This is a genomic window from Brevibacillus porteri (genome assembly GCF_003013475.1).
GTDB lineage: Bacteria > Bacillota > Bacilli > Brevibacillales > Brevibacillaceae > Brevibacillus > Brevibacillus porteri.
This window is the reverse complement of sequence record NZ_PXZO01000002.1, coordinates 159,537-186,387: the sequence shown is the minus strand read 5'-3', so window position 1 is coordinate 186,387 and position 26,851 is coordinate 159,537. Positions and strand designations below refer to the sequence as shown.

Genomic DNA, 26,851 nt, shown 5'->3' with positions numbered 1-26,851 from the left:
ATGTCAGGAAGGGTGAGAACTCAAGCTTCTTTCCAAAACACAGGTCAACAGATGATGTAATGACTGCTATTTCCCTCCATAAAGAAAAATGGAACGGAAATGATACAAAAATGGGAAGGTAGTCATTCAGCTGGCATTAAAATTGAAATGTGGCTAGACAAAGATGGAAGGATTACTACAGCTTACCCAATTTATGAACCGTAATCTAGGAGGATTCTTATGATACCTTACAAAATTTTTTTCGATGATAAAGCTGATAAACTACGAATAAGCTTACCTGATCACCTCACCTTAGTGGAAGAGTATTTGGAAGGCCAGGTTAGATCGGAACTTTCAAAAAACTTAATCTTAGATAGGATACAACGAGTTGTTTCGGGGGAAACAGAAGTATCAGAAGGGACAGGAAATTTATACAGTTCCGAAATACGGAGGGATTATACTCGAATTTATAACTCATACGTTGAGGAACAGCTAGAAGCGGGTATAGACACTGGCGAGGAATTGGAGTCGTTCATTGAAACAAAGTATTTTGCGGAGCTCGTTACGATTTGGATGGATGCTCTAAATGAGCATCGACAACAACGTAAGAACTGATAGTATTTGAGAAGACCGAAGTAGATAGCCACATAAAGCCGCTTGTTTAGTTAAGCGGCTTTTTCATATATGCCTTCATGTACGCATAATATGATTGCGATTGAACTATACCCATGTTGAGAGCTCAAATCCCCCTGTAGGAAATGTTGTTTTCCAGTATGGGATATGAAAGGGTACAGAGTGTAACTTTCTGTACCTTTTTTATGTTAAATAAAATGTTCGCATAACTAATCGTTATTATCTTACCACTTTAACGTTTTCCTCCCTTTCCACCATCCACTAAAAAAACATTTACGCCTTATCCCTAAATATGGTATAACCGTCTCCATGATCAATCTTCCAATAAGGAAGCCGGTTTCATTCGCCTTCTCAGGGATGACGTGCCACTCTCCTGAAGATTCCCGTCTCTCCCAAATGTTCACGCGCTCAAGGGCATCTCGCTGGAAGTTAGTCAAGGCGAAGTCGTCACGCTGATCGGGGCGAACGTCGCGGGAAAATCTTATCATGATCGCCAAACTGCGACACCTTGCCAATCCGCGTCAAGTGGCCTTAACGAATTGAGAGATATCAAAATCCATCCGTGTGACAGGGCCGAAAATAGACTGTTGCTTGCTCGGGGTGAACGGATGTATGAAGAATCCCTTGGGGACAAACGCACAGAAATTGCATATTTACTGGAAAAGTTCGAAGCTGTGTTAGCCACACAAGAGCAGCAACTGATAAAAAAGGCAACTTTAGCGTTTAAAAAACAACTGGATCATGTAGAAGGGCGGTTCGACTACTAATGGGTGTGTGGGAAGTATTGGGGATTGAACCCACAGAAGATATTCAATCGATTAAAAAAGCCTACTCGAAAAAACTGAAGGTTCACCACCCAGAGGATGATCCGGAAGGCTATCAAAGGCTAAGAGAAGCATATGACCATGCAGTGAAGGCTGCGAAAAAGGGAGACATCAAAGAAACTGGCCCGTCGTTCAGCGATGAAAACAACATCCATATCTGGTCCAATCCTCCCAACACCGTCGAGCTAACAGTTGAAACTATAGACCGACTAGAAGTGATTGACCCAGTAGATGAATTCATGGAACAAGTTGAAGAGCTGTATTCTGATTTCTCTTCCCGTATCAGGCATGAACAATGGTCAAAGCTTTTAAATAACGATATTGTCTGGAATATAAGGTTCAAAGAAATAGTAGAAGTAACATTATTGGATTTCTTGCATGAACATCGGTTTCTCCCTAAAAGAGTTTGGGAATTCATCGAATACTGTTTTCGTTGGCGTGAACTAGCAACAGAAGATCCGGATGATCGAATGGAGCATTTCACCGAAGAGTTTTACCATTTTTATTGTAGACAATTGGATGAACCTGCTCTTCGTTATACCTTTATACAGCATGCAGCCGATTTAGACTACGATGTGTTTCTGAACAAGCGGGAGACGGGATATCAGGCACTTAAGGAAAACAATCTGGAACTGGCAGGTCAATCGCTTGATGAAGCATATGCGATGTATTCAGATGATCCTGACTTGCTTCGGCTACAGGGTGAATACTTCCTTCGAATGGGTGAAAAGGAGTCTGCTCTTGCTGCAATGGAACAAGGGATCCGTATTTATCCAGATGACATCGATTGGTATCTGATTCGATCTCGGATATGGTATGAAACCCATCAATTCGTAGAAGCAAAAGACGAATGTCTGTACATCCTCTCACGTATGCCTGCCAATATGGGTACCCTGCGTCTGTTGGGGAAATGCCTCATTCAACTTGGTGAGTTAGAGAAGGCAGAGGAGAACTACTTGAAGATATTGGAGAGTTTTCCGAATGATATTGATGCCATAACCAGCCTTGCACATATCCGTTCTGAGATGGTAGAGCGGGCAAAGCGGAGGCCCTTTTTCACCAGAAGATCAGTCATAAAGAGATTGTATAAAAAGCTTGGGAAGCCAAATTTTTTTGGCAGTGTGAAACTGTTTTGGATGCAGTTGCCCAAAGTAGGTGTCGTATTCACTCTATCCTTCATTCTTTTTCTACATGTTTTGTTATCTAATTCTTTCATCAATGATACCGGATTAACACCTATCTCCTATCTAAAAAATATGATTCATCCTGTAGAACTATCTTCCACTGAGGTGCTGAATCAACTGGATTATTCTGATATCGCCCAAATAAAGCTTCCCAGTGTTCATTTTCTAGGAATAACAGAGTATCAAGCAAAAGCCCAAACCGGTGCTATCAGTACTCGATATAATTCTTCCTACAGTAAGCAACGTAATTGGGCTCGAAGTATACTCCCCACAGGATGGTTTTATGTTGCTAAGATTGATAACTCATCAATCGTTTTATTGGTCTCAGATGCCAATCAAGCAGTGCAGATACAAAAAAGTAATTTCATTGATTCGCCAGGAACAATCGTGAAAATGCCGCAAGAGTTACCTGAGTATGTATGGGAAGTTTTACAGATTACAGACTTTGGATCCAAATACAAAGATTCCAAATTTGTTGTCGATAAACTAATTGTTGTACATAATGTCACTAATGAAGTTCCCGTTAAAGCAGTGATTTATTCCGTATTGTTACTAGTTCTCTATGCATTTTTGCTTCGACTGTTTGTCAGAACCTACAAAACGGTCCGATTCTAATAAGGAGGAACCGATGGCACCCACCGTTCTTACATATAATCAGAAGGGTCACAGATTATTTCTGCGAGCTCTTTCGTCTGTTTGCTTTAGCAAAAGTGGAGCCTACTATTATGCGTTATATCATGAAAATTTAAGTAGACGAACGTGCCTATTTCTTCTTAAGGAAAAACAGATTACAGATAAGACCGCACTAATTGATACAATAAAATGGCTCATATCGGAAGGGAAGAGGGAAGAATTCAATCGTCTCCGTCATTTCTTATTTACTTTTTCCGAATCAGAACGAACGGCATACATTCAAGCGTTACCCGAGGACCATCAATCGAAATCTCAGTTGATTCTTGTCGATTACTATTTGAGATGTCTACCTTCAGAGGGGATTGCTGCTCATGACTATGCTTGGTGTATCCTTTTATCCAGAGCTGGTTTGAAACTGGGTTACTTGCAAAAGGATCAGGCAATCGAATATATGTTGAGTGCTGCAAGACTGGCACAACAAGCGTATTCCGGATGGAATGAATATATTGCCGGTTTTGTGGCAGGAATTGATTTTTTAATTCCGGATACGTCTTTCCAAACTGCTAAAGAAAATCGAGGTTTCTACACCAAGCTGCTCGCCTCTAGGCACAGTCCCATGCGTCAAGTTGATTGGAATGTAGCTCTCAACAGTAATGAATGATCTGACCTTCGTGAAATAGCAGTCCTCAATCGTATCAAGAAGATGAAGGGCTGGCTTGATTTTGAGTAAGCCAAACAAATGTTCACAACATAGAGTGGTTACCAACATGTCCTCGTCGTTTAACACGAGGGCGTGTTTTTCAATAGAGGTATGGGATTATCTGAAAATAATGGAATAATATGTGACACAAATAATTGCCCCTCCGTCTTACCAGTGGTAAGGTCAAACCGAACTTATCCGCAAATCTGAACACTATTTGGAGGTGCCCAATGAAACTAAATCCATCCATGATGACGGTTATAGCGGCGTGCTTACTTGCCTCTGCACCTGCATGGACTACCCATCAACCAACGGTACAAGCAGCAAGCGATGTGAAAAAGGCAGAGTCTCAAAAAAATGATTATTCCCAAGATGTTCAGAATTCTCTGGACAAGCTATTTGAGGCGATTCCAGAGTTGAAAGGGTATCGGCTAATTGATAAACATTATGAGGAAGACAGCTTTCGCGGTTATTCGGAACCAATCTGGAGCTTGCACTTCACCAACATGCCAAAAACAGATGAAAAAGAAGAGTATGACGCATACTCATCCGTTAGCCTTGAGTTGGATGCGCATACCGGCCGACTGCTTTTCATGGATATCCAAAATCCAGCATGGGCTTCAGCCGATTATCCGGAAGAAAAGCTTGCCAGAGACAAGGCTTCAACTTTTATCGAGGACTTATTCGGTACGGAAGCAAAACAGCTGAAAGCCGCACAAAAACTCGGCAGAGGAAAAGCAGGATCAGGTGACGGGAAAGGCAACAAGCTGGAATGGGCTCGCTCCACCGTGAAATACCACTCTCTCGTCAATGATCTCCCTCTGTCCAACAACTCTATCTCCGTATCCGTTGATCATGCTGGCCATATTATTCGCTATGAAGCGTATGATTTCATCGGTCCTAGCAAAGTGAACTGGCCTGATCCGAAAAAAGCGATAACACTTGAGGAAGCTAGCAAAATCTATAAGGACAAGCTTAAGATGGACCTGGTATACGTATCGAAGCAGCCGATTTCCTATGCTCAAAATGGAAAACCGGCAGAAAAGAAACCGATGCTTATTTATCAACTGAATACCATTGGTTGGATCGATGCTCTAACCGGCAAAGTCATAGGGGAAGAAGCTGAACTCGTAGAGGAGGGTGTTCGTGTAAAAGGAGAAGGGAAAAGCATCAAAATAGCTTCCCGCGAACAAGGAGAGAAATGGCTGAAAACACAGTTTGGTATTGATGTTTCAGGTGCGACCTTTAAATACGATGATCACAAGGACAATCTTTTAGAAGGACTTCAGACAATCGAATCCTATCGTTGGATGAACGATTCAAATAAAGGTACGCCTGCATTTGAGCTGGTTAGCCTCACGACAGATGAACAGAGTGATCGGCTCATCGACTTCGATCTGAATTTGCCAGACGAACGAAAAACAGAGCAGAAAATCAGTGTAGAGGAAGCGAAGAAAAAAGCGATCGCAGCACTCGTACCTTATCTTGACCCGGCGTTAACGGAGCTATCGCTTATCGTAGAGACTCCTGAAGCAGATATTCCGGAGTGGGTAGACAAGAACAAGCTGGATAAGGAAGAGGATAAAGAGTATTCATTCACTTTCCACGTAAAACGCAACGGGATCGAAGTATCTGACGAGTCTTATATGGTGGGGGTAGACAAGGCAACGGGTACGATTACAGAGTTAAACCTCCACCCTCTCAACCCGGGCATTACCCTTCCAGATTCCAAGAAGATTGTAAGTGCAGCAGAAGCAAAAGAAACGATCCAACAAGAAATTGAGCTGGAACTGGTCTACGTGTGGGAGCAGTATGATGGTCAAAGAGCTCCCGAACCGCAGTTGGTCTATCAGCGCAAATGGAAGAATGGCTATAGCTTTATCGATGCTTCGACAGGGGAGCTCGTCAAGGTGTCCCGCCAATAAATGACGTAACAGCCGATTTGCTCTCGCAGCAATATCGGCTGTTTTTGGTGCGCCTAGCATGGGCGTCGTATCAAGGATGGAAGTCCCGAACGGGGGCAGGCGAGTGGATACTTAATTACCGATGGTGGATATTCATTTGAAAACATATGGTGTAAAAGGCCGAACAGAGATTTTGAAAAGCAAATACTTAGTGCATTAGACAACAAACCTATGATTGGTTTAATGGAGTTTAATAAGATTTTTAAAGAAACTAGGGCTATAACTTTGAATTAGTAAACGCAGTTATTGGTTTAAAATGAAAACTAAGCTATTGAATGGCTGGAGCTGGTGCGAATTAGAGAGCACCGGGGAATGCGGCTGGATTCCAAATGAATGTCTCAGCACGGAACGATAAAGCCGAGAAAGGGGCCTTCCAACTGTGGGGGTCCCTTTTCGTTATCCACCAAAATGAAGTAAAAACTACATTTTCTAAGAAGTATTGAAGTGATTTCTTGCAAGAGATATACTATTCTCAAAATTAAAACAAATACGAATGATAAAGGAGCTTCAGGTATGGCACAACTCGTAAAAGAACGGATTCGGAAGCAGTATGGAAAACTGACAGCAAGCCAAAAAATCATCTGTAAGATCGCGATTGAAAAGCCGAGCTTACTTGCGATCCATACCGCCAAAAAAATCGCGGAGTTTACGAATACCAGTGAAGCGACTGTCATTCGCTTTTGTTACGCATTGGGTTACTCCGGATACACAGAGCTTCAGGAAGAAATCAAAAAGTCTCTATTAATAGGAGATCAAAGGAAGGGGCCGATCCAGAAATATCGAGACACCGGGGTTACACTCGATCAGAGCAATTACGCACATCAAGTGATGGAAAGTGATATTGCGTATCTCCAGCAAGGCTTGCAGCAAATTGACTACACGTTGCTCCAAGAGGTGGTCAAAAGCATCGTGCAGGCAAACCGAATTGTAGTGGTAGGATTTCGTTGGTGCCATATTCCTGCAAAATGGTTGTTCTCAGCGTTGAATGCCATCAAAGGAAACACACATCTATATACGGGAGCAGTTGATAACGCAGATTATTTTCTAACCGAACGAGATCAGGAATGGTTGGTCATCGCGATATCATTTCCTCGTCATCCTAGCGAGACAGTCGCCATGGTCCATTCAGCAAAAGAGCTGGGAGCGAAGATTTTGGCGATTACGGAAGGAGAGTTCTCCCCCATCAGCCAAATCGCAGATCATCTTCTGAAAATCACCACCCCCCAACCCGTTGCCACTAGCGGTATGCCCACATTATTCTCCATGCTAAATGTCTTGATCAAAGGCGTCATGCTCCACGACGCGGAAAATGTCCAGAAACGATTGCAGCACTATGATGAAATCAGCTCGAAGCTATACTCGTTTGTGGGAGAGGATGAGGAAGACTTCTCGATCTTTTGAAAGCAGAAAAAATGAGAAAAGGGAAAGGGGAATCCTGCCAATGACCAAGCCAATTTGGTTTACTGCGACTGGTGACAGCTTTATTACACGCAATCTGCCATACAGGGACCAAGCTTTTCAAGAGGTTTCCAGCTTGCTGCACCGTGCCGACGTACGCATTGCGAATCTGGAGACGACCGTACATGATAATGAGGGCTATCCCAGCGCGCAAAGCGGAGGCACGTGGGCGATGTCACCACCTTCCGTATTGCAAGTCATGAAAGATTACGGCTTTAACATGATTGGCTGGGCGAATAACCATACGCTCGATTATTTGTATGGCGGACTAGAAGCAACCGAACGATATCTCAATGAGTATGGCTTCGTCCATGCTGGCGTAGGCAAAAATCTCGCAGAAGCGGGGGCTCCGCGTTATCTCGAATGCGAAGGGGCCAGGGTAGCCTTGATCGCTGCAACGTCGACTTTTCATCCATGGTGGGCGGCCGGAGATCAGCGTTCGGATAGTATTGGCAGACCAGGGATCAATCCGATGCGCTATGTCATGACACACCACATTACAGAAGAAAAGCTCGCTGATTTGAGGGCCATTGCGGAATCGACGGACATTAACGCCTTCAACAAGCTTCTCATCGAGGAAGGCTTCATGAACGATCCGGGCAAGGAGATCTTTCTCTTCGGAAATGCACGTTTCATGGTAAGCGACGAAGAGGGGACGACTACCCAACCGCATCCGCGCGATCTGAACAGAATCGTCAAAACGATTGAGGAGGCAAATAGGCGGGCTGATTACGTCATCGTGAGTATTCACGCACATGAAATGAAGGGAGAATCGAAAGAGGTTGCAGCTGATTTCTTGCCTGTATTTGCAAAAGCTTGCATCGATGCAGGCGCCCACGCAGTGGTGGGACACGGTCCCCATTTATTGCGAGGCATTGAAATCTACAAAAATCGGCCGATCTTTTACAGCCTGGGAGATTTTGTTTTTCAGACAGAAGCAGTTACGAGTCAACCCGCTGATTTCTACGAGCACTATGGCCTGAATTACACCCATAATGTGGCAGATGCGTTGGAAGCGATGAGTGCCAACTACACACGCGGACTCTGTGTGCACAAAGAGGTGTGGGAGTCGGTTATTCCTTTATGGAAAATGCAAGATGGTGAGCTGCTCGAACTGGAGCTGCATCCGATTGAATTAGGCTTTGATCTGCCTGTACATCGTATGGGGTGGCCGAAATTAAGCGGGGATACCTCAATCCTGGAGGGGCTCAAGACTTTAAGTGAATCATATGGCACAGTGATTGAGATCATGGATGGAATTGGGCGCGTCAGGCTTTCAAAATAGCGGGGAATCATGGCAGTCTATTTCCTAGACAAATGGAGTGATTCACATGATGACCAGAATCACAATGGTTATGTTGTTTGTGCTATACATGATCAATTATGCGGATAAAACGATTGCGGGATATTCTGCCGTGCCGATTATGACTGAATTTTCGCTGAACGAGAAAGATTGGGGACTTGTCGGAAGCAGTTTTTTCTGGTTTTTCTCCATTGCAGGGATTGTAGGCGCGGCATTGTCGGACCGTATCGGGACGAAAAAAATGCTGGCGATCATGGCATTGTCCTGGACAGTCATCCAATTCGGCGCTTATGCGATCGCGGGTTTGCCGATGCTTGTCGTTGCGCGGGTATTGCTTGGAATAGGCGAAGGGCCATTTTGGGCAACGGTTGTCAGCCATTTGAACAAATGGTTTCCCGAAGAAAAGCGTGGACTGGTTTATTCAACGGTGAACTTCGGTGCATTCGTCGGTGCGGTTGCCTCCGCACCGATGATCGTCGCGCTAATTGATAGCTATGGATGGCGGTTTTCCTGGGCGTTTATGGGTGCACTCAGTCTGATATGGCTCTTGGTCTGGATCTGGATTGGAAAAGAAAAACCACTTGTCAGCGTCGCTCCTGCAAAAGTAGAAGCTCCCGTCTTATCAAAAGCGAAATGGTCGGATATATCCGGTGTCTTGCTCTCATCCACGTTTCTATTCTGTTTTTTAATCTATTTCGCACAAATTTGGGGGACGACCTTCGCATCCGTTTGGGAGCCTGTTTATCTCGTCAAGGTTTTCCAGTTTACGAATCAAGAAATGGCCTATGCGATTGCTGGCACGGGACTTTTGGCTGGATTGATGACCATACTGATTTCATCGATTGGCGATCGTTTCTTTAAAAAGCATCGTAGCTATCGCAAATCATACGTTCTGGTTGGCGGTGTTTCGATTATTTTAGGGGGACTGTGTTTTTACGGTGTTACCCTTGTTCAATCTACGGTACTTGTTTTGATCCTTTTGTGCCTAGGAAAAGGATTTGCCTTTTCTGTGGGGACAGCTGCTTCTGTTATTGTTAGCAGCTTGTTGCCGGAACGAACTGGACTTTTGGTAGGCGTATTGTCCAGCCTGGTTACATTGGCAGGGATCATCTCACCGCTGGTAACGGGCTCTATCGTTCAGTCAGCCGGAGATATTGGCACTGGTTTTGGCAACGCCATGATCGTCAACGGGTTGCTCTTTGTCATTTGCGGCGTGCTTTTCCTACTCTTTGTGAAGCGCAATGAACAAGTCAGTCAAACAGCACCGCCAATCTCCCATGTTTCCTAAAAGTAATACTTTATAGGCTTGGTTTTAGATGTTAAAATTTTCTGAAAAGGGGGTAGATGTGTGGTGTATCATTTGAATGAAAGCCTCATGCAGAGCGCGAAACAGTTTGCGAATCGTCCAGCCTTTGTCTTTATGGGAGAAACGACTACGTATGCACAATTCAATCAGCAGGTCGAACATCTCGCAGCAGGACTTGCCCAGCACGGGATTGGAAAAGGGGATGCTGTCGCCCTACTCATGGATAATCGGCCGCATTTTGTTAGCGCTTACTATGCGATACTCCGCATAGGAGCTGTTGTTGTTCCCATGAACCCCATCTATACGGCGCGCGAAATTAGCTTCATTCTATCGAACAGTAAAGCAAAGGCAGCCATCGCCTTATCCGCGTTGCAGCCGGTACTAACCCCGATGAAAGACCAAATAGAAGATTTGCAGCTTCTCATCTACACGGAATCCATTGAAAATGAAATTACGATCGATCAGCTTGTACAGGAAGGGCAAGAGTCAGAGGCAGGGTACGTGGAGCCGGAACGAAACGAAGATGACCTCGCTGTAATCCTGTACACATCAGGTACGACTGGTCAGCCAAAGGGTGCGATGCTCTCCCACCGCAATATGGATTCGAATGCGGAAGCGATGGGGATATTGTTCGAGCTGGTGGCCGAAGATCGCATGGTCGCGGTACTTCCGATGTTTCACGTCTTCTGCATGACGGTATGCATGAATGGCCCGATTCGCACGGGAGCAGCCATTATTATCGTGCCGAAATTTCATCCAGTAGACGTCCTCCATACGATTCGGGAGCAAAAAGCCACCTGTTTCGCTGGTGTTCCGACCATGTACAACTATCTGCTACAGCTCCCGAATGCTACAAAAGAAGATTTCTCCTCTATCCGGATATATTGCTCGGGTGGTGCATCCATGCCCGTCGAGCTCCTGCACAAGTTCGAAGCGAAATACGATGCCAAGGTACTGGAGGGCTACGGTTTGTCAGAAGCAGCTCCAGCTACAACCTTTAACCCATTGCACGGGACTAGAAAGCCAGGATCGGTTGGAGTCGATATCCCACTTGTGAAGAACAAGGTCGTCGATCCCGAAGGTAACGAAGTCGCACGTGGAGAAGTGGGTGAGTTGGTAGTACAAGGGCCTAACGTTATGATAGGGTACCTCGGTTTGCCAGATGATACAACCGCGGCACTCCGAGATGGTTGGCTGTATACGGGAGACATGGCTCGTATGGATGAAGAAGGATATGTGTACATCGTTGATCGCAAAAAAGACATGATTCTCGTTGACGGCTATAACGTATACCCGCGTGAGGTAGAAGAAGTGCTTTACCAGCATCCTGCGATTATCGAGGCGGCTGTGATCGGGATTCCCGATGAGGTGCATGGCGAAGCAGTCAAGGCATTTGTGGCATTGAAGGAAATAGCGGTTTCTCAAGAGGAAATCATGGCATTTTGTCGTGACAAGCTGGCGAAATACAAAGTTCCTCGTCAGGTCGAATTCGTAGCAGAGCTTCCCAAAAACAGTACAGGGAAAATCTTGCGTCGCTCGTTGCGCACCTCTTAAACGATCGCACGAAGAAATGAAAAATGCCAGCTCACACCATGATCCTTTTGTTGTAAGCTGGTTTTTTCGTGTCATCGACCTGCACGAGTTTCAGTTTGTAGAATGTAGAACGGGATGTGGAGGTGCTTGGATTGCTGCGTTTGATTCATGCAACGGAGGAATATAAATACGATCAAGCACGTGAACTTTTCTTGGAGTATGTAGATTCATTAGGAGTGGATTTGAGCTTTCAAAACATTGCAACCGAATTGCAAAATATACCGGGCGAATACGCACCCCTTGCCGGCTGTATTTTGCTGGCGTTAGATAACGAGCAGCCAGCAGGATGTGTTGCCTTACGAAAAATAGATGATCAAGTTTGCGAAATGAAGAGATTGTACGTGAAGCCTGAATGGAAGGGAAGAGGCTTAGGGAAAAAATTAGCCTTGGCGATCATGGACGAAGCAAAATTACGAGGCTATTCGTTCATCCGATTAGATACGCTTCCTACGATGGAACAAGCGATTCAGCTGTACCGCTCATTGGAATTTTATCCAATTGAACCCTATCGTTTTAATCCGATTGAAGGCACGCTGTATATGGAGAAAAAGCTCAAATAAAACAATTGCAAAGGGGCCTCCCAACGATACAAACCTAGAATCATTAGGTCGAGGGGAGGCTTTTTTCTGTTCTTTACACTCACCTTTATGTAAGTAACTGAACAAAATGTGCATACTTACAAATTTGCAGCAAGCATTTTATACTCATAAAACAACAAACCTTCAAGGAGGAACCTACTTTGAAAACTCTTGTCATCGTCACTCATCCAAGCATCGAAACATCCGTCATCAATAAGCGATGGGTAGAAGAACTCAAAAAATATCCAGAAAAGTATACCGTCCATGAATTGCATAAGGCATACCCAGATGGAAACATTGATGTGGAAAAAGAACAGCAATGGATTGAATCGCATGAGAATCTTGTTTTACAGTTCCCGGTTTACTGGTTTAATTGTCCGCCGCTCCTGAAAAAATGGCTTGACGATGTTTTCGCATATGGGTGGGCATACGGTTCAAAGGGAGGCGATAAATTAAAGAATCGCAAAGCTGCATTAGCCGTATCTGCTGGAATTAGGAAAGAGGATTATCAGGAAGAGGGAAGATATCGGTATACACTTGAGCAAATATTGACCCCTTTTGAAACAACCTTCCGTTACTGCCATGCGGATTATCGTTCATTCTTTGCGTATTATGGTGCAGAGACTGAGTCAGGCGAAAATGTACCTGGTGAAGAACTTGAGGCGACCGGCAGCGTATTGGATAAGAGCGCGCAAGATTATGTGAAATTCATTGATAGCCTGTAAGAAGACCCATGAAAAAAGAAGTATTTCCTCATCTGGGAGATACTTCTTTTCCTGTTAGAAACAATCGTTATGCCTGCTGTTTTACATCCTCCTGAGGGGGCAAGCTGTTTTTCTCTCCCCAGTCGCACATCATATTTAACAAGGGAATGAGAGATAGACCACGCTCTGATAAGGAATATTCCACTTTGGGAGGGACTTGGGGAAATTCCTTGCGGATGATCAAGTCGTCTGCCTCCAGCTCTTTTAACATCAAGCTAAGCGTTTTAAAGGAAATGGTACCGATACTTCGCTTCAGCTCATTATGCCGCATCACCTTATTTTCAGCGAGCCAATACAAAATGATCATTTTATATTTCCCGCCTATTAAAGACAACGTATATCCAAAGCCAGTGTCTTTCAGCTCCACGCCAGTCGGAACACAGGTTTCACGCACAAAGTACACTCTCCTTTGGGAAGTATGGATTATAAATGCACATACTCTACCATACAACATTATGCAACTTTTTTGAATGTGATGTAAAGGAAGAAAAGGGTGAGCCTTTCTGATTTGACACCATTTTTTGATGAAGCACGCTAAGCTTTTATACTTGCAGTTGACTTTGCCCTTAGGGGAAGGGGTATAAGTAGAATATCGATAAGGAATGAACAAGGGAGGTGAGCCTGTGCTATCAATCGGAGAATTCTCAAAGATATGTGGAGTGTCTACCAAAACGCTTCGTTATTATGCTGAAATCGGACTAATGAACCCGGACGAGATTAATCCTGAAAATGGCTATCGGTATTATTCCATCAAGCAACTGAAAAAGATGATCTTCATCAACCGTTTGAAATCGTATCATTTTTCGCTGGACGAAATAAAAGCCATTTTGAAATGGGAAGAAGATCAGTCGGAAGAGAAGCTTGTTTCCGCCCTTCTTCGCAAGCAAAGGGAGATGTATGAAAAACGAAACGCTTTGGACTATACCTTAAAACAACTGAATCATGACCTTTCCAAAATCGAGCAGGGTATCCCCATGATGTCATACCTTGACAACATAGAAGTACAGCTTGTGGAGACCCAGCTGATCCATATTCTTTCTATACGTCAGATGATGACGATTGATGATTATGCAACAGGATATGGAAAATATTTCAGTAAGCTGTATGAAAGGATTGCGACTGAAAAGCTCACCTTGCTCGGTACGCCGATGACGATCTATCATAGCCCTGAATTCAATCCCGCAGGAAATGATACCGAGTTTGCGCTTCCGGTCGCGGAAGCTGTAAAGGGAACAAGAGATCTACCTGGGGGAATTTGTGCAAAGTCTGTATGTAAGGGCCCTTATTCAGAATTGACTGCGGTATATGCCAGATTGCGGGAATGGGTAGAAAATGAAGGTTATGAATTGGTGAGATCACCCTACGAAGTCTATGTAACCGCAGCCGATCAAGCAAGTGTTCCTGAGGAGCTTGTTACGGAGGTGTATTTTCCAGTCAGAAAAAAATGACATTCTCTTGTAGAGGAGGGAATTATCATGCAAAGAAGCGATTGGCCCACTACAGAATGGCAAGCAGTAGATCCGGCCCTCTTGAACATAGACGCTGAAAAACTAGCGGAGGTAGACCCTCTCATAAAAGCCGCGTACAGCAACATAAATGGGATCGTGATTGTGAGAAATGGGTATATCGCCCATGAAAGCTACTATCATGGCTATGGACCAAAAGATAAGCACCATGTAGCGTCTGTAACGAAAAGTATTCTATCGGCTCTCATTGGTATTGCCATAGAGGAACGGTTTATCAAAAATGTCGACCAAAAGGTGCTAGAATTTTTTCCAGATTATACACCCGATCATACGGATACGCAAAAACAAGAAATCACCATTCGCCATCTCCTTACGATGACAGCCCCCTATCCTTTTGAGGACTGGCACGAACCACTGGACAAGATGTGTATGCAGTCCGATTGGGTAACCTATACCCTGGATATGCTCGGGCAAAAGGGAGAGATTGGAGCGTTTAAGTATTCGAACGCTGGGGCGCATCTGCTTTCAGCCATCCTCACGCGCAGCACAGGAAAAAGTGCTCGAGAATTCGCCAACGAACGCTTGTTTACACCCATCGGTATGGAAGTAATCCCGGATTATGAAATGAAGGCGTTTGCATTTGAAGATTTATTCGGGAAAGAAGTGAGAGGATGGGTGAAGGATCCAACTAACAACTCCACAGGAGGATGGGGTCTCACGTTAACTCCCCGTGACATGGCACGTTTTGGTTGGCTCTATCTGAATCGTGGCTGTTGGGGCAATCATCAGATCATTCCAGAGGCTTGGATAGATGAATCAATAGCAATGACCCCCAATCCATACGGGTATCTATGGTGGTTGCGTGCAGAGGACGGTGTTTTTGCATACGCAGCAATGGGCGATGGCGGTCATGTTATCTGTTGCATCCCAGAAAAAAACCTCGTTGTAGCCATTGCATCGGAATTCATGCCGAATCCTCGGGATCGATGGACGCTAATCAAGGAGCATATTATCGAGTCGGTAATCTAAGGCATCAGATAGGAATGAAACAAAAAACCGGGGAGTTGCAGCTCACCCGGTTTAACTGTTAAACGATCGTTTAACTATACGTTACTTGGAAGCAAAATTTTCGGCAGCAATGCAAATGTAGTAGCTTAATCCCGTTTGCTGTTCTTCCAACATAGTGCGGTGGAACTCATCTGATAGGAAAAACCTTGACTGCTCCGCAAAAGCTCTCGCATCAATCGGATGGCCTTTTTGTAAAAAAGCAAGATGATTATCGATTGCAGAAACAACCGTTTCATCATCAATACTTTTGTTGTTTTTCAACGCCTCTGCCATAAATGTCATGAAAGCAGTCGCTTCGGCAGCTTTTTCATTCATGGAAGTTACGTCCAGATTCTCTGTATCCAATTGAAAATCGTAGGCTTCCTGCAAATGCTCATTTTGTTGAGTGAATGCCTGCTTCCATTCTTCTTCGTTTAATCCATCAAACATTTTCTCAGTGGACATATTTCCTCTCTTCCTTTCGTGTCGAATCGTTTCTTCTAAAGTAAGCAAGATGCGCTCCATTCGAAGCTGGCGTGCCTTTAACATCGCTTGCTGCTCAGATAAACAACGAAGTCTGTCTGGTTCGTGATCAAGTGCAGCTTTGATGCTGTCCAACGAAAAATCCAGCTCACGATAAAACAAGATTTGTTGTAACCGCTTGAGTTCATTCTCACCATAATATCTGTATCCATTTTCTGTAACAATTTCGGGCATCAGCAAGCCAATCTTTTGATAATGGTACAGTGTCTTGATTGTGGTACCAGACAGTTTGGCTACCTCGTTAACGGTATACAACATGGCGATTCACCTCCTGAAAATGAGTTTGCAGTCTGACCTTAGGTTGGAGTCAAGCGAAAAAAAGAAAAGAGGAGTATGGCGAAAATCAAACGAATGTAAGCATATGAACCATATATTGGATGGGGGATTCGCATGACGAGGTTATTTCAGTTGGATTCTGAAGATGACATCGAGAACGTAGTGGCCCAGTCCAAGCAAATCGCACAAAAAGCAATGCACGAATACGACTTGGATGGGGAACAGATTCGTTTCAACCAACTGTCCGACACTTGCACGTTTGTGATAGAAACAGAGAAGGATGGTAGCTATTTACTCCGTATTCACGGAAACAAGAACAGAAATGAAATTGATTCCGAGCTTGCCTGGCTCCGCTATTTGCATGAAAAAATAGAGGTAGCGATTCCAATGGGAATAGCGTGCCGCAATGGTTCCAAGACAGTGAGCATTGATCTTGCGAATGGTGACTGTGTCTTCGTAACCGTCATGCATTGGGTCGAAGGAGAGCATGTTGATGATGAACTTACGGAAGACCAAGTTTACAAAGAGGGCGTCTTGCTAGCAAAGCTTCATACAGTATCCCAGGATTTCCGATTGACCCCTGAATTTGCTCGTCCGATCTGGGGAGAGGATCGCTTCAAGGAGTCCATGACTCGTTTGAAGGAGCATTACCAACGATTTCTGACAGACGAAGAGTTCGAGCTATATGAATTGGCGGCGGATAAAATACTCACTTGTCTTGCCAAAATGGACAAGAATAGCAGCAACTACGGAATCATTCACGGCGATCTGCACCAAGGTAACATCGTTTTTTACAACGGAGATCCTCGTCCGATTGATTTTGGAAGATGTGGGTTTGGTTACTATCTTTATGATATCGCCCATACCCTTTTGGGTATATATCCTGCACAAAGAGAGCTAGTCATAAAAGGCTACGAGAGTTTGCGGAAACTAGAAGGGGACTGGCTCCCCACACTTGAGAGCTTCACGGTGATGGTCATGATTGAAAATTATAGTCATCATGCTCCTGACCCTAGGGAAACCGAGGGGCTAAAAGAAGAACAGCTCTATGCAATACCTATGATCAAAAACTACTTGAACGGCAAGCCATTTCTTTTTCGTTCAAAGGTAGAGAAATAGAGGCAAAATGGTGAGCTCAGCAAAAAGCCGCCGATAAAACGGCGGCCATTTCCATTAGATTATTGATTCAGCAAGAATTCGAGCGATCTGATCGCTGTCCTGCTCTCTGTACACATAATCATGATAATGCGGGTGGTGAATGCTTACCCAGCCATGTTCGATAGCCTTTTTGTAGTAATGCTTTGCACGGTCCTCTTCACCATTCAGATAGAACAAGCAAGCAGCATTCCAATACAAGGCCGGATCGCCACCCCAATCCCAGCCTTTATCAAGTGCTTGGGCATAACTCCATGCGGCGCGGGCGTAGTCTTTTTCCACTCCATATTTCAGATCGCCACGCATATAGTGGTTGCCGTTGACCAGGAAATTGTTTAAAGGAAGGTTCCAACCGAACAGAACCGGAAAATCCGCGAGCAGCTCGAAATCGACAGACAAGGCTGTTCGCTGCGAACCTATATTATTTGACCAGCACTGCCATCCCACTCTTTTGATTCCGCGTTGTTTGGCGAGTGAGAGAGCACCCAATGCTGTCTTTCTAGCCCATCCGTTACTCCGATAGTCTTCATCGGTTTCTATACCCAATTCACATTCGTCTTCTACTACCCAATCCGTCATGCACCAACTAAGAATGGTAGGCCCCTCATCGGTATCTTGAATCGCGACACAACCGAAGCCTTTGTTTTCATAGGCTTCTATAGATGGCCAGTTCTCTGCTATTTCATCGATAACATCCTCAAGACCTATCAATTCTTTACGCTTCAACAAGGTACTGTCTATCGGGACAATATAATCGTCAGCAGGAGGGGATAGATCCTGTAGATGGTGTGTAAAGATCATTCGGCCGCTTCTCATGGGTAATATATCTTTCATCACGATATCTAGAATGTCATCCCACTTCTCATCAGTAGGATAAAACAGGACGTAGTCAAGCTGTTCATCAGCAGCAAGCTGCGGTAATAGCTCCTCTTTAAGCAATGCATTCACTTCTTCAAAGAAGAGGGGATTATCAACACTGCCTCCTAGAAAAATACCTTGGGGGCTTGTCAACAAGGCTGATCTCGCGTCATTTGACAGGAATACTCTACCAGGAATAACACCTGTAATGACCCCTTTGATGGATACATGATGCTTCAACGCTTCGAACAGATTGGTCGCGTTATGGAAGCAATCGGTTGTGAGTTCCGTTCCTTGAACCATTTTTTGAGCAAACATTTCGTTCATTTCCTCCCATAGCATATGAGAGAATGGATGAAATTATCGTTTGGAACCTCTCATATGCTTTTCCATTTGTTTTTGCGAATCCAAAACATCATCACTCCTTTACCTGTAGTAGGGCGCGAATCTCTGGGGTGTCTGGTGCCTGATGCCCCCATGTTCATTATGCATGATTATCCAAATATTACAAGAGAGAAATACGCGTCTGTTTTTTCACGAATTACATGAAGTGATAATTTACATAACGAAATTATGGTAAACCAACCTAGGACTTTTTCCCGTCTAAAGCTACTCCTGCCTTTTTCGATTTATCCTTCCTGGCGCAAATGACAAGCGAGCTGTAATTTCAGCAAGTCTTCGGGATTTCGCAAATCGATATGTAGAAGCTCTTCGACTTTGCGCAACCGCTGATACAAAGTATTGACGTGAATGTGCAGCTCTTTGGCGGTCAATTGAGGAGATTGACTACATTTCATATAGGCCATGATCGTCTGTTCCCATTCCTGATATTTTTCCGGGTCTTGCCAGAAAGGGGCAAACACATCTTGAATGAATGCATCAATATCGTCCTGACTCTGGTTCAGCATGAGGCGATTGACACCCAGGTCTTTATAGTGCACCACACCAAAACGGCTGCGGTTGGTCAAGTAGTGAGCGGCTTTCTTGGCTTCTTCGTAGCTTTTGCTGATTTGTTCAATCCCGCTTGCCATACTTCCCACGCCAATTGATAACGATGCTTCCTTGCCCAATTCCCACTCATAAGACGCCTGCTGCAGCCTCTCCCGGATGTCCTTGCCATCTCGGGAGCCGAGAGACCGGATGAGGAGGGTGACATGGTTATGGAAGCCGTAGACAAACATCTGAGTTTTACTGAACTCCCATTTCCAACGAGTAATGAGCCGATGAATGTTTGCTTCTAGCAAGGCCAGATCGTGGCACTGCGTCAGATGGGCATAAACCACGTAGTATTTTGCTTGCGGCTGTAACCCCATCGAACGAGCGCGGTCAATCAGTTCATTGCCTTTGCTTGCGATCAGCTCTTGAAAAAGATCATGTGCTCGCTTGTATAGCACGGAGCTGATCGATTGCTTTTTCACTAAATCGAGTATGAGCACTGCACTCCCTTGCTCGACCGTCATTCGTGCGAGATCAGATAGCCCGCGTTCGTCTAAGGGAATCATGAGACCTCCGAGAAAGATGCTTCCATTGATCAACGGATACAAACAGAACAATTGATTGTCACCAGTATCGGGAGAGTACAGCTTGACAGAAACAGGCTGTCTTCTTTTGTTCAGCAATGTATACAGTTCATCCCAGCTAAAAAATAAAGCACTCTTTTCAGGATACAATTTTTGCTCAAGCCAATCGGCAAAATAGATGGAATGTCCTGTCATTTTGCTGAGGGTTTTTACGATTGTTTCCGCCCCTTTATTTTGCAAGGACAACTGCTTGATGGATTCATGGATATGGTTGCGCTGTATCAAATCATCGTGCTTGGCTTGCAGTTGGACGCTAATGGCAGCCATATGCTCATACGCTTGCTTGACTTCTGCATAGAGCTCGGCATTTTGCAGGGCGATGGAAGTTTGGTCTGCGAATCCTTGGAGGAGGTCGAGGTCGTACTCCGTAAACACATTTTCTTGATGAAACTGATGTAGGACTAGCACGCCGATACGCTTTTCTTCACGTGATATCGGAACGCATAGCAACCCATTCAAGTCTCGCAATGTTTTGGCGTGGTTCAGGGAGTGAAAGTTGTCAGCAGAGATGTCCTTCATCGCGTGGGTTGTTTCTTGGCTGGTTTTGTACATGCGTGGGATTCCGTCCTCAAACACTTTGCCCGCGATAGATTCGCCAACCCGCATTTTGAGATCTTTGAACACCGTATCATGAAAACCGACGGTCGCTTTCGGAATCAAAAGGTCGATAGAGGGATCATACAAGTGCAAGAGACCTGCATCTGCAGCCGGGATAACAGCCAGTGCGTTACCTATGATGCCACGGATGATTTGGTGAACGTCAAGGGTAGCAGATATCGAGCGAATCCCTTCAAAGAGTTTCTTGCTTTCCTCCGCTTTTGCTGTCATTTTTTCTTCTGCCAACAACAGGCGAATCCCGAACCACAAAAGTTCCCACTGGTCAGAGGTAAGGATGGGCGGTTGGCTTGCTTTATGCGAAAGGCAAATAACAGCTTGTCCTTCCTTTTCGTAGAAAAAACGGTACATCTGTTGGGCATATGCATAACGCATGTGGCTAGCATCGTTGTCACAGAGAGGTACTGTCATAGGGGGAATATTCTTGGTAGTGTTTTCATGAAAAGAAGAGAAAATATGCCGAAAATGTCGATCACGCGAAAATTGGAACCAGATCGAAAAAGGCCGATCGCCAAACCATTCATGCAGCTTTTCAAGCAGGAGCGAAAATGAATTCATCCACGTGTCCTCCATGTAGAGAAATACACATTAATAGTTGGAAATAAGTGTCTGTATATACATTGTATTCATAATTTTTACTATATACAATAACCCTATAAGATGCGGAAGGTGGGAGACGATTTGACAGCAACCTACAATAACTACATCGATGGAGCTTGGGTGACGAGCCATACTGGACAGGTTTTCCCAAGCACGAGCCCTGCCAATACGAATGAGGTTCTCGGTTTTTTTCAAAAATCGGACGGGCTGGATGCGCGTTCTGCCATTGAAGCTGCTGCCAATGCTTTTGGTGAATGGTCACAAAAATCCGCTCCCACACGTGGAGAATTCTTGTTCTCCCTCATTCACTTATTGGAAAAACACAAAGAAGAGCTCGCAGAAACGATCACTCGTGAAGTCGGAAAAACATTGCGGGAAGCGAGAGGCGAGGTCGCCAAGACAATCACCTCCATGAAGCAGTTGACTGGGGAAGCCACACGCTTGACAGGTCAAACGGTGCCTTCCTTTGATGAACGGGTAATTGGTTACACGGTGCGAGAGCCAATCGGGGTTTTCGCGATTATTGCGCCATGGAATTTCCCATTGGGGATTGGCTTGTGGAAGATCGTCCCAGCTATCCTCGCAGGCAATACAGTTGTGTTCAAGCCAGCGAGCAACACCTCCTTGATTAGCGTAAAGCTGATGGAGCTCCTGATTAAAAGCGGCGTTCCGAGTGGTGTCGTGAATTTGGTAACAGGACCGGGTGCGGTCATCGGTGATGAATTAGCGAATCATCCACTGGTCAAAGGGATTTCATTTACGGGTTCTTCGGAAGTGGGACTTGCTTTGGGGAGAGCAGTTGGAGCCAGAGGAGGTAAGATTCAGGCAGAGATGGGCGGGAAAAATCCGGCGATCATTCTCGCTGACGCTGATATTGACCTCGCTATCGATTCCATTGTACTGAGTGGATTCTTCGATAATGGCCAACGTTGTACAGGGACTAGTCGCGTATTGGTTGTTCCCGAAGTAGCTGAACAAGTAAAAGCAAAATTGATCGAGCGAGCGAAGGGCTTGAAAATCGGGAATGGTTTCGATCCAGACAATCATAACGGGCCAGTAGCGGACGAGCATCAGCTCAATTTGTATCTTCATTATGTACAAAAGGGGATCGAAGAAGGTGGCGTATTGGAATGCGGGGGTAAGCGCCTCGTAGAAGGTGATCTCGCCCAGGGCTACTTCGTCGCGCCGACGGTATTTACCGGCATTACGCAGGAGATGACGATTGCCAACGAAGAAATTTTTGGCCCTGTGATCGCCGTGATCGATGTGGATTCTTTCGAACATGCCATGCAAGTGGCTAACCAGGTTGAATTTGGCTTGTCCTCCACGATTTTTACGAACGATTTACAAAAAGCTTTCCAATTTGTCAAAGGCATTCAGTCAGGTGTCACGCATGTTAATATGCCGTCGACTCATTTTGAATCACAGTTTCCGTTTGGTGGCAAAAAGATATCTGGATTGGGTCCGAGAGAGCAAGGGGAGTCAGCGCTCGATTTTTACGTCGAGACCAAAACGGTTTATATTCGGCCATAAGTATAAGTATAGGAAAAGCAGGAGGAGCGAAGATGGAAGCGATTGGTGTAATCGGCATCGGTGCAATGGGTAAAGGGATGGTCTGCAATCTGTTGCAAAAAGGCTACCACGTGTATGCCTATGATCCAAGTCCAGCAGCAAAAGCTTGGGCGAAGGAAAAAGGAGCGATAGTCGTCGAGTCTCCACAGGCAGTGGGTAGCGTAGCACGTGTCGTTTTCACTTCGCTTCCAGGTCCTGCGATTGTTGAGGAAGTTATGCTGGGTGCGGACGGGCTTTACTTATCATTAGGGGAGGGCAGTTTCGTATTTGATACAAGTACGATCGATCCTGCTACAGCAAAACGTCTGAATCAGCACGGCGTAGAAAAAGGGATCTACTACTACGATTGTCCGGTGAGTGGAGGACCTGCGGGTTCTGTGGCCGGAACGTTGACCATTATGGTCGGCGGAGATGAGACAAAGCTTCCAGAAATCATGGACTATCTCAGGGCAATTGGAAAGGAAATTTTTTATCTGGGGGAATCTGGCTCTGCACAAGTGGCGAAGCTTTGCCACAACTCTGTCGTCGCCGTCATCACAGCAGCATTGGGCGAGGCGTTCAGTGTCGGTGCAAAAGCAGGTGTCGATCCACACAAGCTGGCAGCCGTCATGGACAAAGGTTCTGCCCACAATCGTGTGCTCTCCGTTTTTGGGCCTAACATCTTGTACGGTACGTATGAAAATACTGTCTTTTCATTGGATCATATGCACAAAGATTTGCAGCTCTATGCGCAAACCGCACGTGAACAACAAGTGCCTGTTCTCGTTGGTGGCACGGTTGCGCAAATGTATGAGGCAGCAAAAGCACAAGGCAAGGGTAGCTGGGATTCGAGTGCCGTCTGTACCGTGACGGAGGAGTTGGCTCATACAACGATTGCGCGTTAAGCGTTGAATCTGAAAGAGAAAGTAGACTACAGCAACTATTGCTTGTAGTCTACTTTTTATCTTCGTAGGCTTCTCTTCCCCAAATAAAAGATGAAAAACTCAGTAGAGGTGACTCTCCAAGAATCTTCTGTAACCGAGTGACAGCTATTGTGGGGCAAGTGGCGCTGGAAAGCCCTTATATAGGTACCATCAGCTATTCGAGAAATTTTCTGAATATATCGCAGATTTTGAATTTATTTGACAATAATATCACTTATTGTTAAAATATGTAATATGGATTGGATTTAAAGGTGGTTAGAATTTTAGTTCCGATGAGGACCGGAGCATTAATATAGTACAAGCTTTATAGATTTGAAAAATAATAGTCACGACATTTCATCTAAATTTTGGAAGGAGGTGAATGATAATGAATCAAGTACTGAATTTACAAAAACTTCCTCAAAACGAGGCAAGTGAAGCAGCTGCTAGGTGGTCATTGTATAGTAACATTTGCCATTGGCCATGGGGGTAATGGTTGTTAAGTGCTTCTTCAGAGAAGACCTAGTTGAAGGCTAACTTCAACTAGGTCCTTTTGATTGAGACGAATACATAAGATGTAGCTTACAAATTATTGGGAGAGGTACATAAATCATTTATGAGAGGAGAGTATATCATGAAGGCAGACATGGTTTATTATGATTATTTACATGAAAACTCGAAATATTTCACTCCTAACAAATCAATCGTTACTGAGAGAGAATTTAATGTGACGAATTTATCAGATGATTGTGTAGTTAGCAGGGAAGAAAATTCTGTATGGAAAATGTACAAGTTTAAAGAACGATCCTTGCAAGCTCAAGGTTGGAAAATCCATATTAGTGCAACACTTGATAATGCAGAACAGATTTTACAGAAGGTCAGTCATATATTGGTTGAACGTAAAGTCTATTTCAAACATCTTGCAAGCGAATGGGATTATTTCACTTCAAACTCAAAGATCGCAAATAGAGCAAGTTCGGGAAAGTTCATTACGATCTATCCTCCTAGTGATGATGATTTTTTACATTTATTAGATCTACTATATACCACCCTTCATTCTTTTGAGAGTGGTCCATACATTCTGAGTGACAAGTGTTGGAAAAACAGCAATGTTTACTATAGGTATGGTGGATTTGCAATGATATTCAACGAACAAGGCGAACTATGCATAAAAGATGAGAATGGTGAATTGCTTGTAGACGAAAGAGTTCCTTACTATCAAGTACCTTCTTTTGTTAAAGAATTTGATCAGTATTTAGATACTTTAAATACCACATCTATTGAGGCTGAAGTAGAAAATAATAAATTTGAAGAATACGAATTTCAAACTGCACTTCGCTTTACGAATGGTGGAGGAATCTATGTAACAGAAAGGAAGAAAGATAAAAAGAAAGTCATTATTAAAGAAGCAAGGCCAAAATCAGGATTGGATGGTCAAAAAGTTGATGCATTAGAAAGACAAAAAATCGAACTTGATGCTTTATCAAAGCTATCGAAAGTAGATGGAATTGTAAATATACTAGATTACTTTACACATTGGAAACATAGTTTTCTTGTGGAAGAGTATGTGGATGGAATGGACTTAGATTCCTGGATTGTAGCGAACTACCCTTTTATTAATAATGGTGATATCAAAGTCTATAAGGACAAAATACATAATATTCTTACTAAATTGGTGTCTATTGTTGAAGAAATGCATAAAAATGGTGTAGGAATGGGAGATTTACAACCAGTAAATATCATCATATCCGAAGATTTAAACGTGACTCTGATTGACTTTGAAACAGCACGACCTAAGGATTCTGAAGGAAAGCCTACACTGCAAACATACGGATTCTCTCATCCCCGTAATAAAAATAACGGAGAGAGGGATTGGTATGCAATAAAGAAAATCCTACGACATTGCTTATTGCCAATTGGACCAATCGAGGATATTGATTCTGATATGTTTTATTATCAAGATCAATGGATTGAAAAGGTTTATGGAGAGGATTTTCTACTATTTGTAAAAATGATAAGGGAAAAATGTAATCAACATTTATCATTTATAGGAGAAGAGAATAGGTCGCATGCCATAAATAAAAATGCGATGAAAAAGGATATTTCCTCCATTATTGAAGGTCTCAGAAATGGTATTGAGAAAAATTTTGTTCCTAGCGAAAAATTAATTCATGGTGATATCAGGCAATATGAAAGCAAAGCAGGGAAATACAATGTACAAAATGGAGGCACTGGAGCTGCGCTAGCATTTTTTAGATCTGGTACTGTGAGTGAGAATATAAACCATTGGATTGAAAATGAATTAATGAAAAACATCGATTCTATTGAACAAGGTGGATTATTAACAGGTAAAGCAGGCATAGGGACAACATTGTATGAAATCGGTTATAAAAAAGAAGCATTGAACATCTTTGCAAACATAAATCTTAATTCGTCTGATCTATCTTTAAGGTCAGGATTGTCAGGTATAGGTCTTGGGTTCGTTAGTCTTTATTTAGAAGAAAAAGATGAACGTGTTCTGGATAAAGCAATATTTGTAGCGAGTATCATTGATACTTTTATGAGCGAGAAGAAAGAGTTAAAAGTTCAGGATTGGGCCGGGATTCCAATCGGTATAATGGATGGTTGGTCTGGAGTCTCGTTGTTTTACTCGGCTTTGTATGCAGTCACCAAAAAGGAAAATTATTACTTGAAATCTATCGAATGCATTGATAAAGATTTAGAAAAAACCAAAGAAGACAAAAGCACATTGCAAACGATTGATGACTCCAATCGCTTATTACCTTACCTTTCAGGGGGATCGTTAGGCATAGGAATAGCAATCGTATACCTAAATCATGTTAGTGATAAAAAACGTTACGAAAGAGAATTGAGCTTAATTACGAATTTATATCGTGTTAGATGTAGCATAAGCGGGGGGCTTTACGATGGCGCTGGAAGCTTTTTGATAATACCGCCTCTCCTAGGAAAAAGTGATTCTGCGTATACAATCAAAAAAGATTGTGTAATTGAATTGTTACGTCTATTTTTAATTCCTAAGGAAAATCATATTTTATTTCCAGGGCAGTTTTGTTATCGTTTATCTGATGACTTTCAAACAGGGAGTTCTGGTATTATACTAGCTTTAGAGGGGATATTGAAAGATAACCCATTATATTGGCTTCCATTAATAAATATCGATGATTTTTATAAAAATACAAGATATAGCCAAGATGTAGCATGTGTAAATGCCGCACCAACTACAATCAAGCAATGAGGCGTAGAGTAGTGGTTGGCTTTGTTCCATAATTGTATAAGAGTACCAAATGGACAGTGCTA

22 protein-coding genes are annotated in these 26,851 nt (G+C 43.8%); 18 read left to right on the top strand and 4 right to left on the bottom strand.

Features of this window, described 5'->3' with window-relative positions; translation table 11 throughout:
• Window positions 1–219 precede the first annotated feature (219 nt).
• From C7R92_RS02985 to C7R92_RS02930, 11 genes are all read left to right on the top strand, one after another.
• The gene (locus C7R92_RS02985) at window positions 220–594 is read left to right on the top strand and encodes a hypothetical protein (RefSeq protein ID WP_069844851.1); all 375 of its coding nucleotides are present in this window, start codon (window positions 220–222) and stop codon (window positions 592–594) included.
• A gap of 557 nt (window positions 595–1,151) precedes the next feature.
• Complete coding sequence (locus C7R92_RS02975; RefSeq protein WP_106833200.1) at window positions 1,152–1,379, top strand: hypothetical protein; 228 nt, start codon at window positions 1,152–1,154, stop codon at window positions 1,377–1,379.
• Complete coding sequence (locus tag C7R92_RS02970; protein WP_106833199.1) at window positions 1,379–3,235, top strand: J domain-containing protein; 1,857 nt, start codon at window positions 1,379–1,381, stop codon at window positions 3,233–3,235. The genes C7R92_RS02975 and C7R92_RS02970 overlap by 1 nt, the downstream gene beginning before the upstream one ends.
• Window positions 3,236–3,248: 13 nt before the next feature.
• Window positions 3,249–3,914: a DUF1266 domain-containing protein gene (locus tag C7R92_RS02965; protein ID WP_158265724.1), complete on the top strand. Its 666-nt coding sequence runs from the start codon at window positions 3,249–3,251 to the stop codon at window positions 3,912–3,914.
• Window positions 3,915–4,183: 269 nt separating this feature from the next.
• On the top strand, window positions 4,184–5,878 hold the full coding sequence (locus tag C7R92_RS02960; RefSeq protein WP_106833197.1) for a YcdB/YcdC domain-containing protein: 1,695 nt from the start codon (window positions 4,184–4,186) through the stop codon (window positions 5,876–5,878).
• A gap of 552 nt (window positions 5,879–6,430) precedes the next feature.
• Window positions 6,431–7,318 carry a MurR/RpiR family transcriptional regulator gene (locus tag C7R92_RS02955; RefSeq protein ID WP_106833196.1) on the top strand — a complete coding sequence of 296 codons (888 nt, stop codon included), beginning with the start codon at window positions 6,431–6,433 and terminating at the stop codon, window positions 7,316–7,318.
• 40 nt (window positions 7,319–7,358) lie between these two features.
• On the top strand, window positions 7,359–8,660 hold the full coding sequence (locus C7R92_RS02950) for a CapA family protein (RefSeq protein WP_106833195.1): 1,302 nt from the start codon (window positions 7,359–7,361) through the stop codon (window positions 8,658–8,660).
• A gap of 46 nt (window positions 8,661–8,706) precedes the next feature.
• The gene (locus C7R92_RS02945; protein ID WP_106833194.1) at window positions 8,707–9,966 is read left to right on the top strand and encodes an MFS transporter; all 1,260 of its coding nucleotides are present in this window, start codon (window positions 8,707–8,709) and stop codon (window positions 9,964–9,966) included.
• Between the two features lie 63 nt (window positions 9,967–10,029).
• Window positions 10,030–11,538, top strand: coding sequence for a fatty acid--CoA ligase family protein (locus C7R92_RS02940; RefSeq protein ID WP_106833314.1), 1,509 nt, complete (start codon window positions 10,030–10,032; stop codon window positions 11,536–11,538).
• A 122-nt stretch (window positions 11,539–11,660) separates the two neighbouring features.
• Window positions 11,661–12,137 carry a GNAT family N-acetyltransferase gene (locus C7R92_RS02935; protein ID WP_244195631.1) on the top strand — a complete coding sequence of 159 codons (477 nt, stop codon included), beginning with the start codon at window positions 11,661–11,663 and terminating at the stop codon, window positions 12,135–12,137.
• 179 nt (window positions 12,138–12,316) lie between these two features.
• Window positions 12,317–12,880, top strand: coding sequence for an NAD(P)H-dependent oxidoreductase (locus C7R92_RS02930; protein WP_106833192.1), 564 nt, complete (start codon window positions 12,317–12,319; stop codon window positions 12,878–12,880).
• A gap of 67 nt (window positions 12,881–12,947) precedes the next feature.
• Here C7R92_RS02930 and C7R92_RS02925 read toward each other — a convergent pair whose 3' ends face one another.
• On the bottom strand, window positions 12,948–13,313 hold the full coding sequence (locus C7R92_RS02925) for a winged helix-turn-helix transcriptional regulator (protein WP_069844864.1): 366 nt from the start codon (window positions 13,311–13,313) through the stop codon (window positions 12,948–12,950).
• Between the two features lie 229 nt (window positions 13,314–13,542).
• Between C7R92_RS02925 and C7R92_RS02920 the strand changes: the two genes are divergently transcribed.
• Both C7R92_RS02920 and C7R92_RS02915 read left to right on the top strand, forming a co-directional pair.
• A complete protein-coding gene (locus C7R92_RS02920) occupies window positions 13,543–14,367 on the top strand; it encodes a MerR family transcriptional regulator (protein ID WP_106833191.1) in 825 nt (274 codons plus the stop codon).
• A 27-nt stretch (window positions 14,368–14,394) separates the two neighbouring features.
• A complete protein-coding gene (locus C7R92_RS02915) occupies window positions 14,395–15,414 on the top strand; it encodes a serine hydrolase domain-containing protein (RefSeq protein WP_106833190.1) in 1,020 nt (339 codons plus the stop codon).
• Between the two features lie 81 nt (window positions 15,415–15,495).
• Here the strand turns inward: C7R92_RS02915 and C7R92_RS02910 are convergent, their stop codons facing one another.
• Window positions 15,496–16,233, bottom strand: coding sequence for a MerR family transcriptional regulator (locus C7R92_RS02910; RefSeq protein ID WP_106833189.1), 738 nt, complete (start codon window positions 16,231–16,233; stop codon window positions 15,496–15,498).
• A gap of 132 nt (window positions 16,234–16,365) precedes the next feature.
• Here C7R92_RS02910 and C7R92_RS02905 point away from each other — a divergent pair, with 132 nt between their 5' ends.
• The gene (locus tag C7R92_RS02905; RefSeq protein WP_106833188.1) at window positions 16,366–17,370 is read left to right on the top strand and encodes a phosphotransferase enzyme family protein; all 1,005 of its coding nucleotides are present in this window, start codon (window positions 16,366–16,368) and stop codon (window positions 17,368–17,370) included.
• A gap of 54 nt (window positions 17,371–17,424) precedes the next feature.
• Here C7R92_RS02905 and C7R92_RS02900 read toward each other — a convergent pair whose 3' ends face one another.
• Window positions 17,425–18,582 carry a GNAT family N-acetyltransferase gene (locus tag C7R92_RS02900; protein WP_106833187.1) on the bottom strand — a complete coding sequence of 386 codons (1,158 nt, stop codon included), beginning with the start codon at window positions 18,580–18,582 and terminating at the stop codon, window positions 17,425–17,427.
• A gap of 311 nt (window positions 18,583–18,893) precedes the next feature.
• Window positions 18,894–21,017: a helix-turn-helix domain-containing protein gene (locus C7R92_RS02895; RefSeq protein WP_106833186.1), complete on the bottom strand. Its 2,124-nt coding sequence runs from the start codon at window positions 21,015–21,017 to the stop codon at window positions 18,894–18,896.
• A 102-nt stretch (window positions 21,018–21,119) separates the two neighbouring features.
• Here C7R92_RS02895 and C7R92_RS02890 point away from each other — a divergent pair, with 102 nt between their 5' ends.
• The 4 genes from C7R92_RS02890 (at window position 21,120) to lanKC (ending at window position 26,789) form a co-directional block, all read left to right on the top strand.
• Entirely contained in the window at window positions 21,120–22,592 is a 1,473-nt protein-coding gene (locus C7R92_RS02890; protein ID WP_106833185.1) for an aldehyde dehydrogenase family protein, read from the top strand.
• Window positions 22,593–22,624: 32 nt separating this feature from the next.
• Entirely contained in the window at window positions 22,625–23,515 is an 891-nt protein-coding gene (locus C7R92_RS02885; protein ID WP_106833184.1) for an NAD(P)-dependent oxidoreductase, read from the top strand.
• A gap of 400 nt (window positions 23,516–23,915) precedes the next feature.
• Complete coding sequence (locus C7R92_RS33370) at window positions 23,916–24,026, top strand: class III lanthipeptide (RefSeq protein ID WP_425266658.1); 111 nt, start codon at window positions 23,916–23,918, stop codon at window positions 24,024–24,026.
• Between the two features lie 141 nt (window positions 24,027–24,167).
• Entirely contained in the window at window positions 24,168–26,789 is a 2,622-nt protein-coding gene (gene lanKC, locus C7R92_RS02880; RefSeq protein ID WP_106833183.1) for a class III lanthionine synthetase LanKC, read from the top strand.
• Window positions 26,790–26,851: the final 62 nt, after the last annotated feature.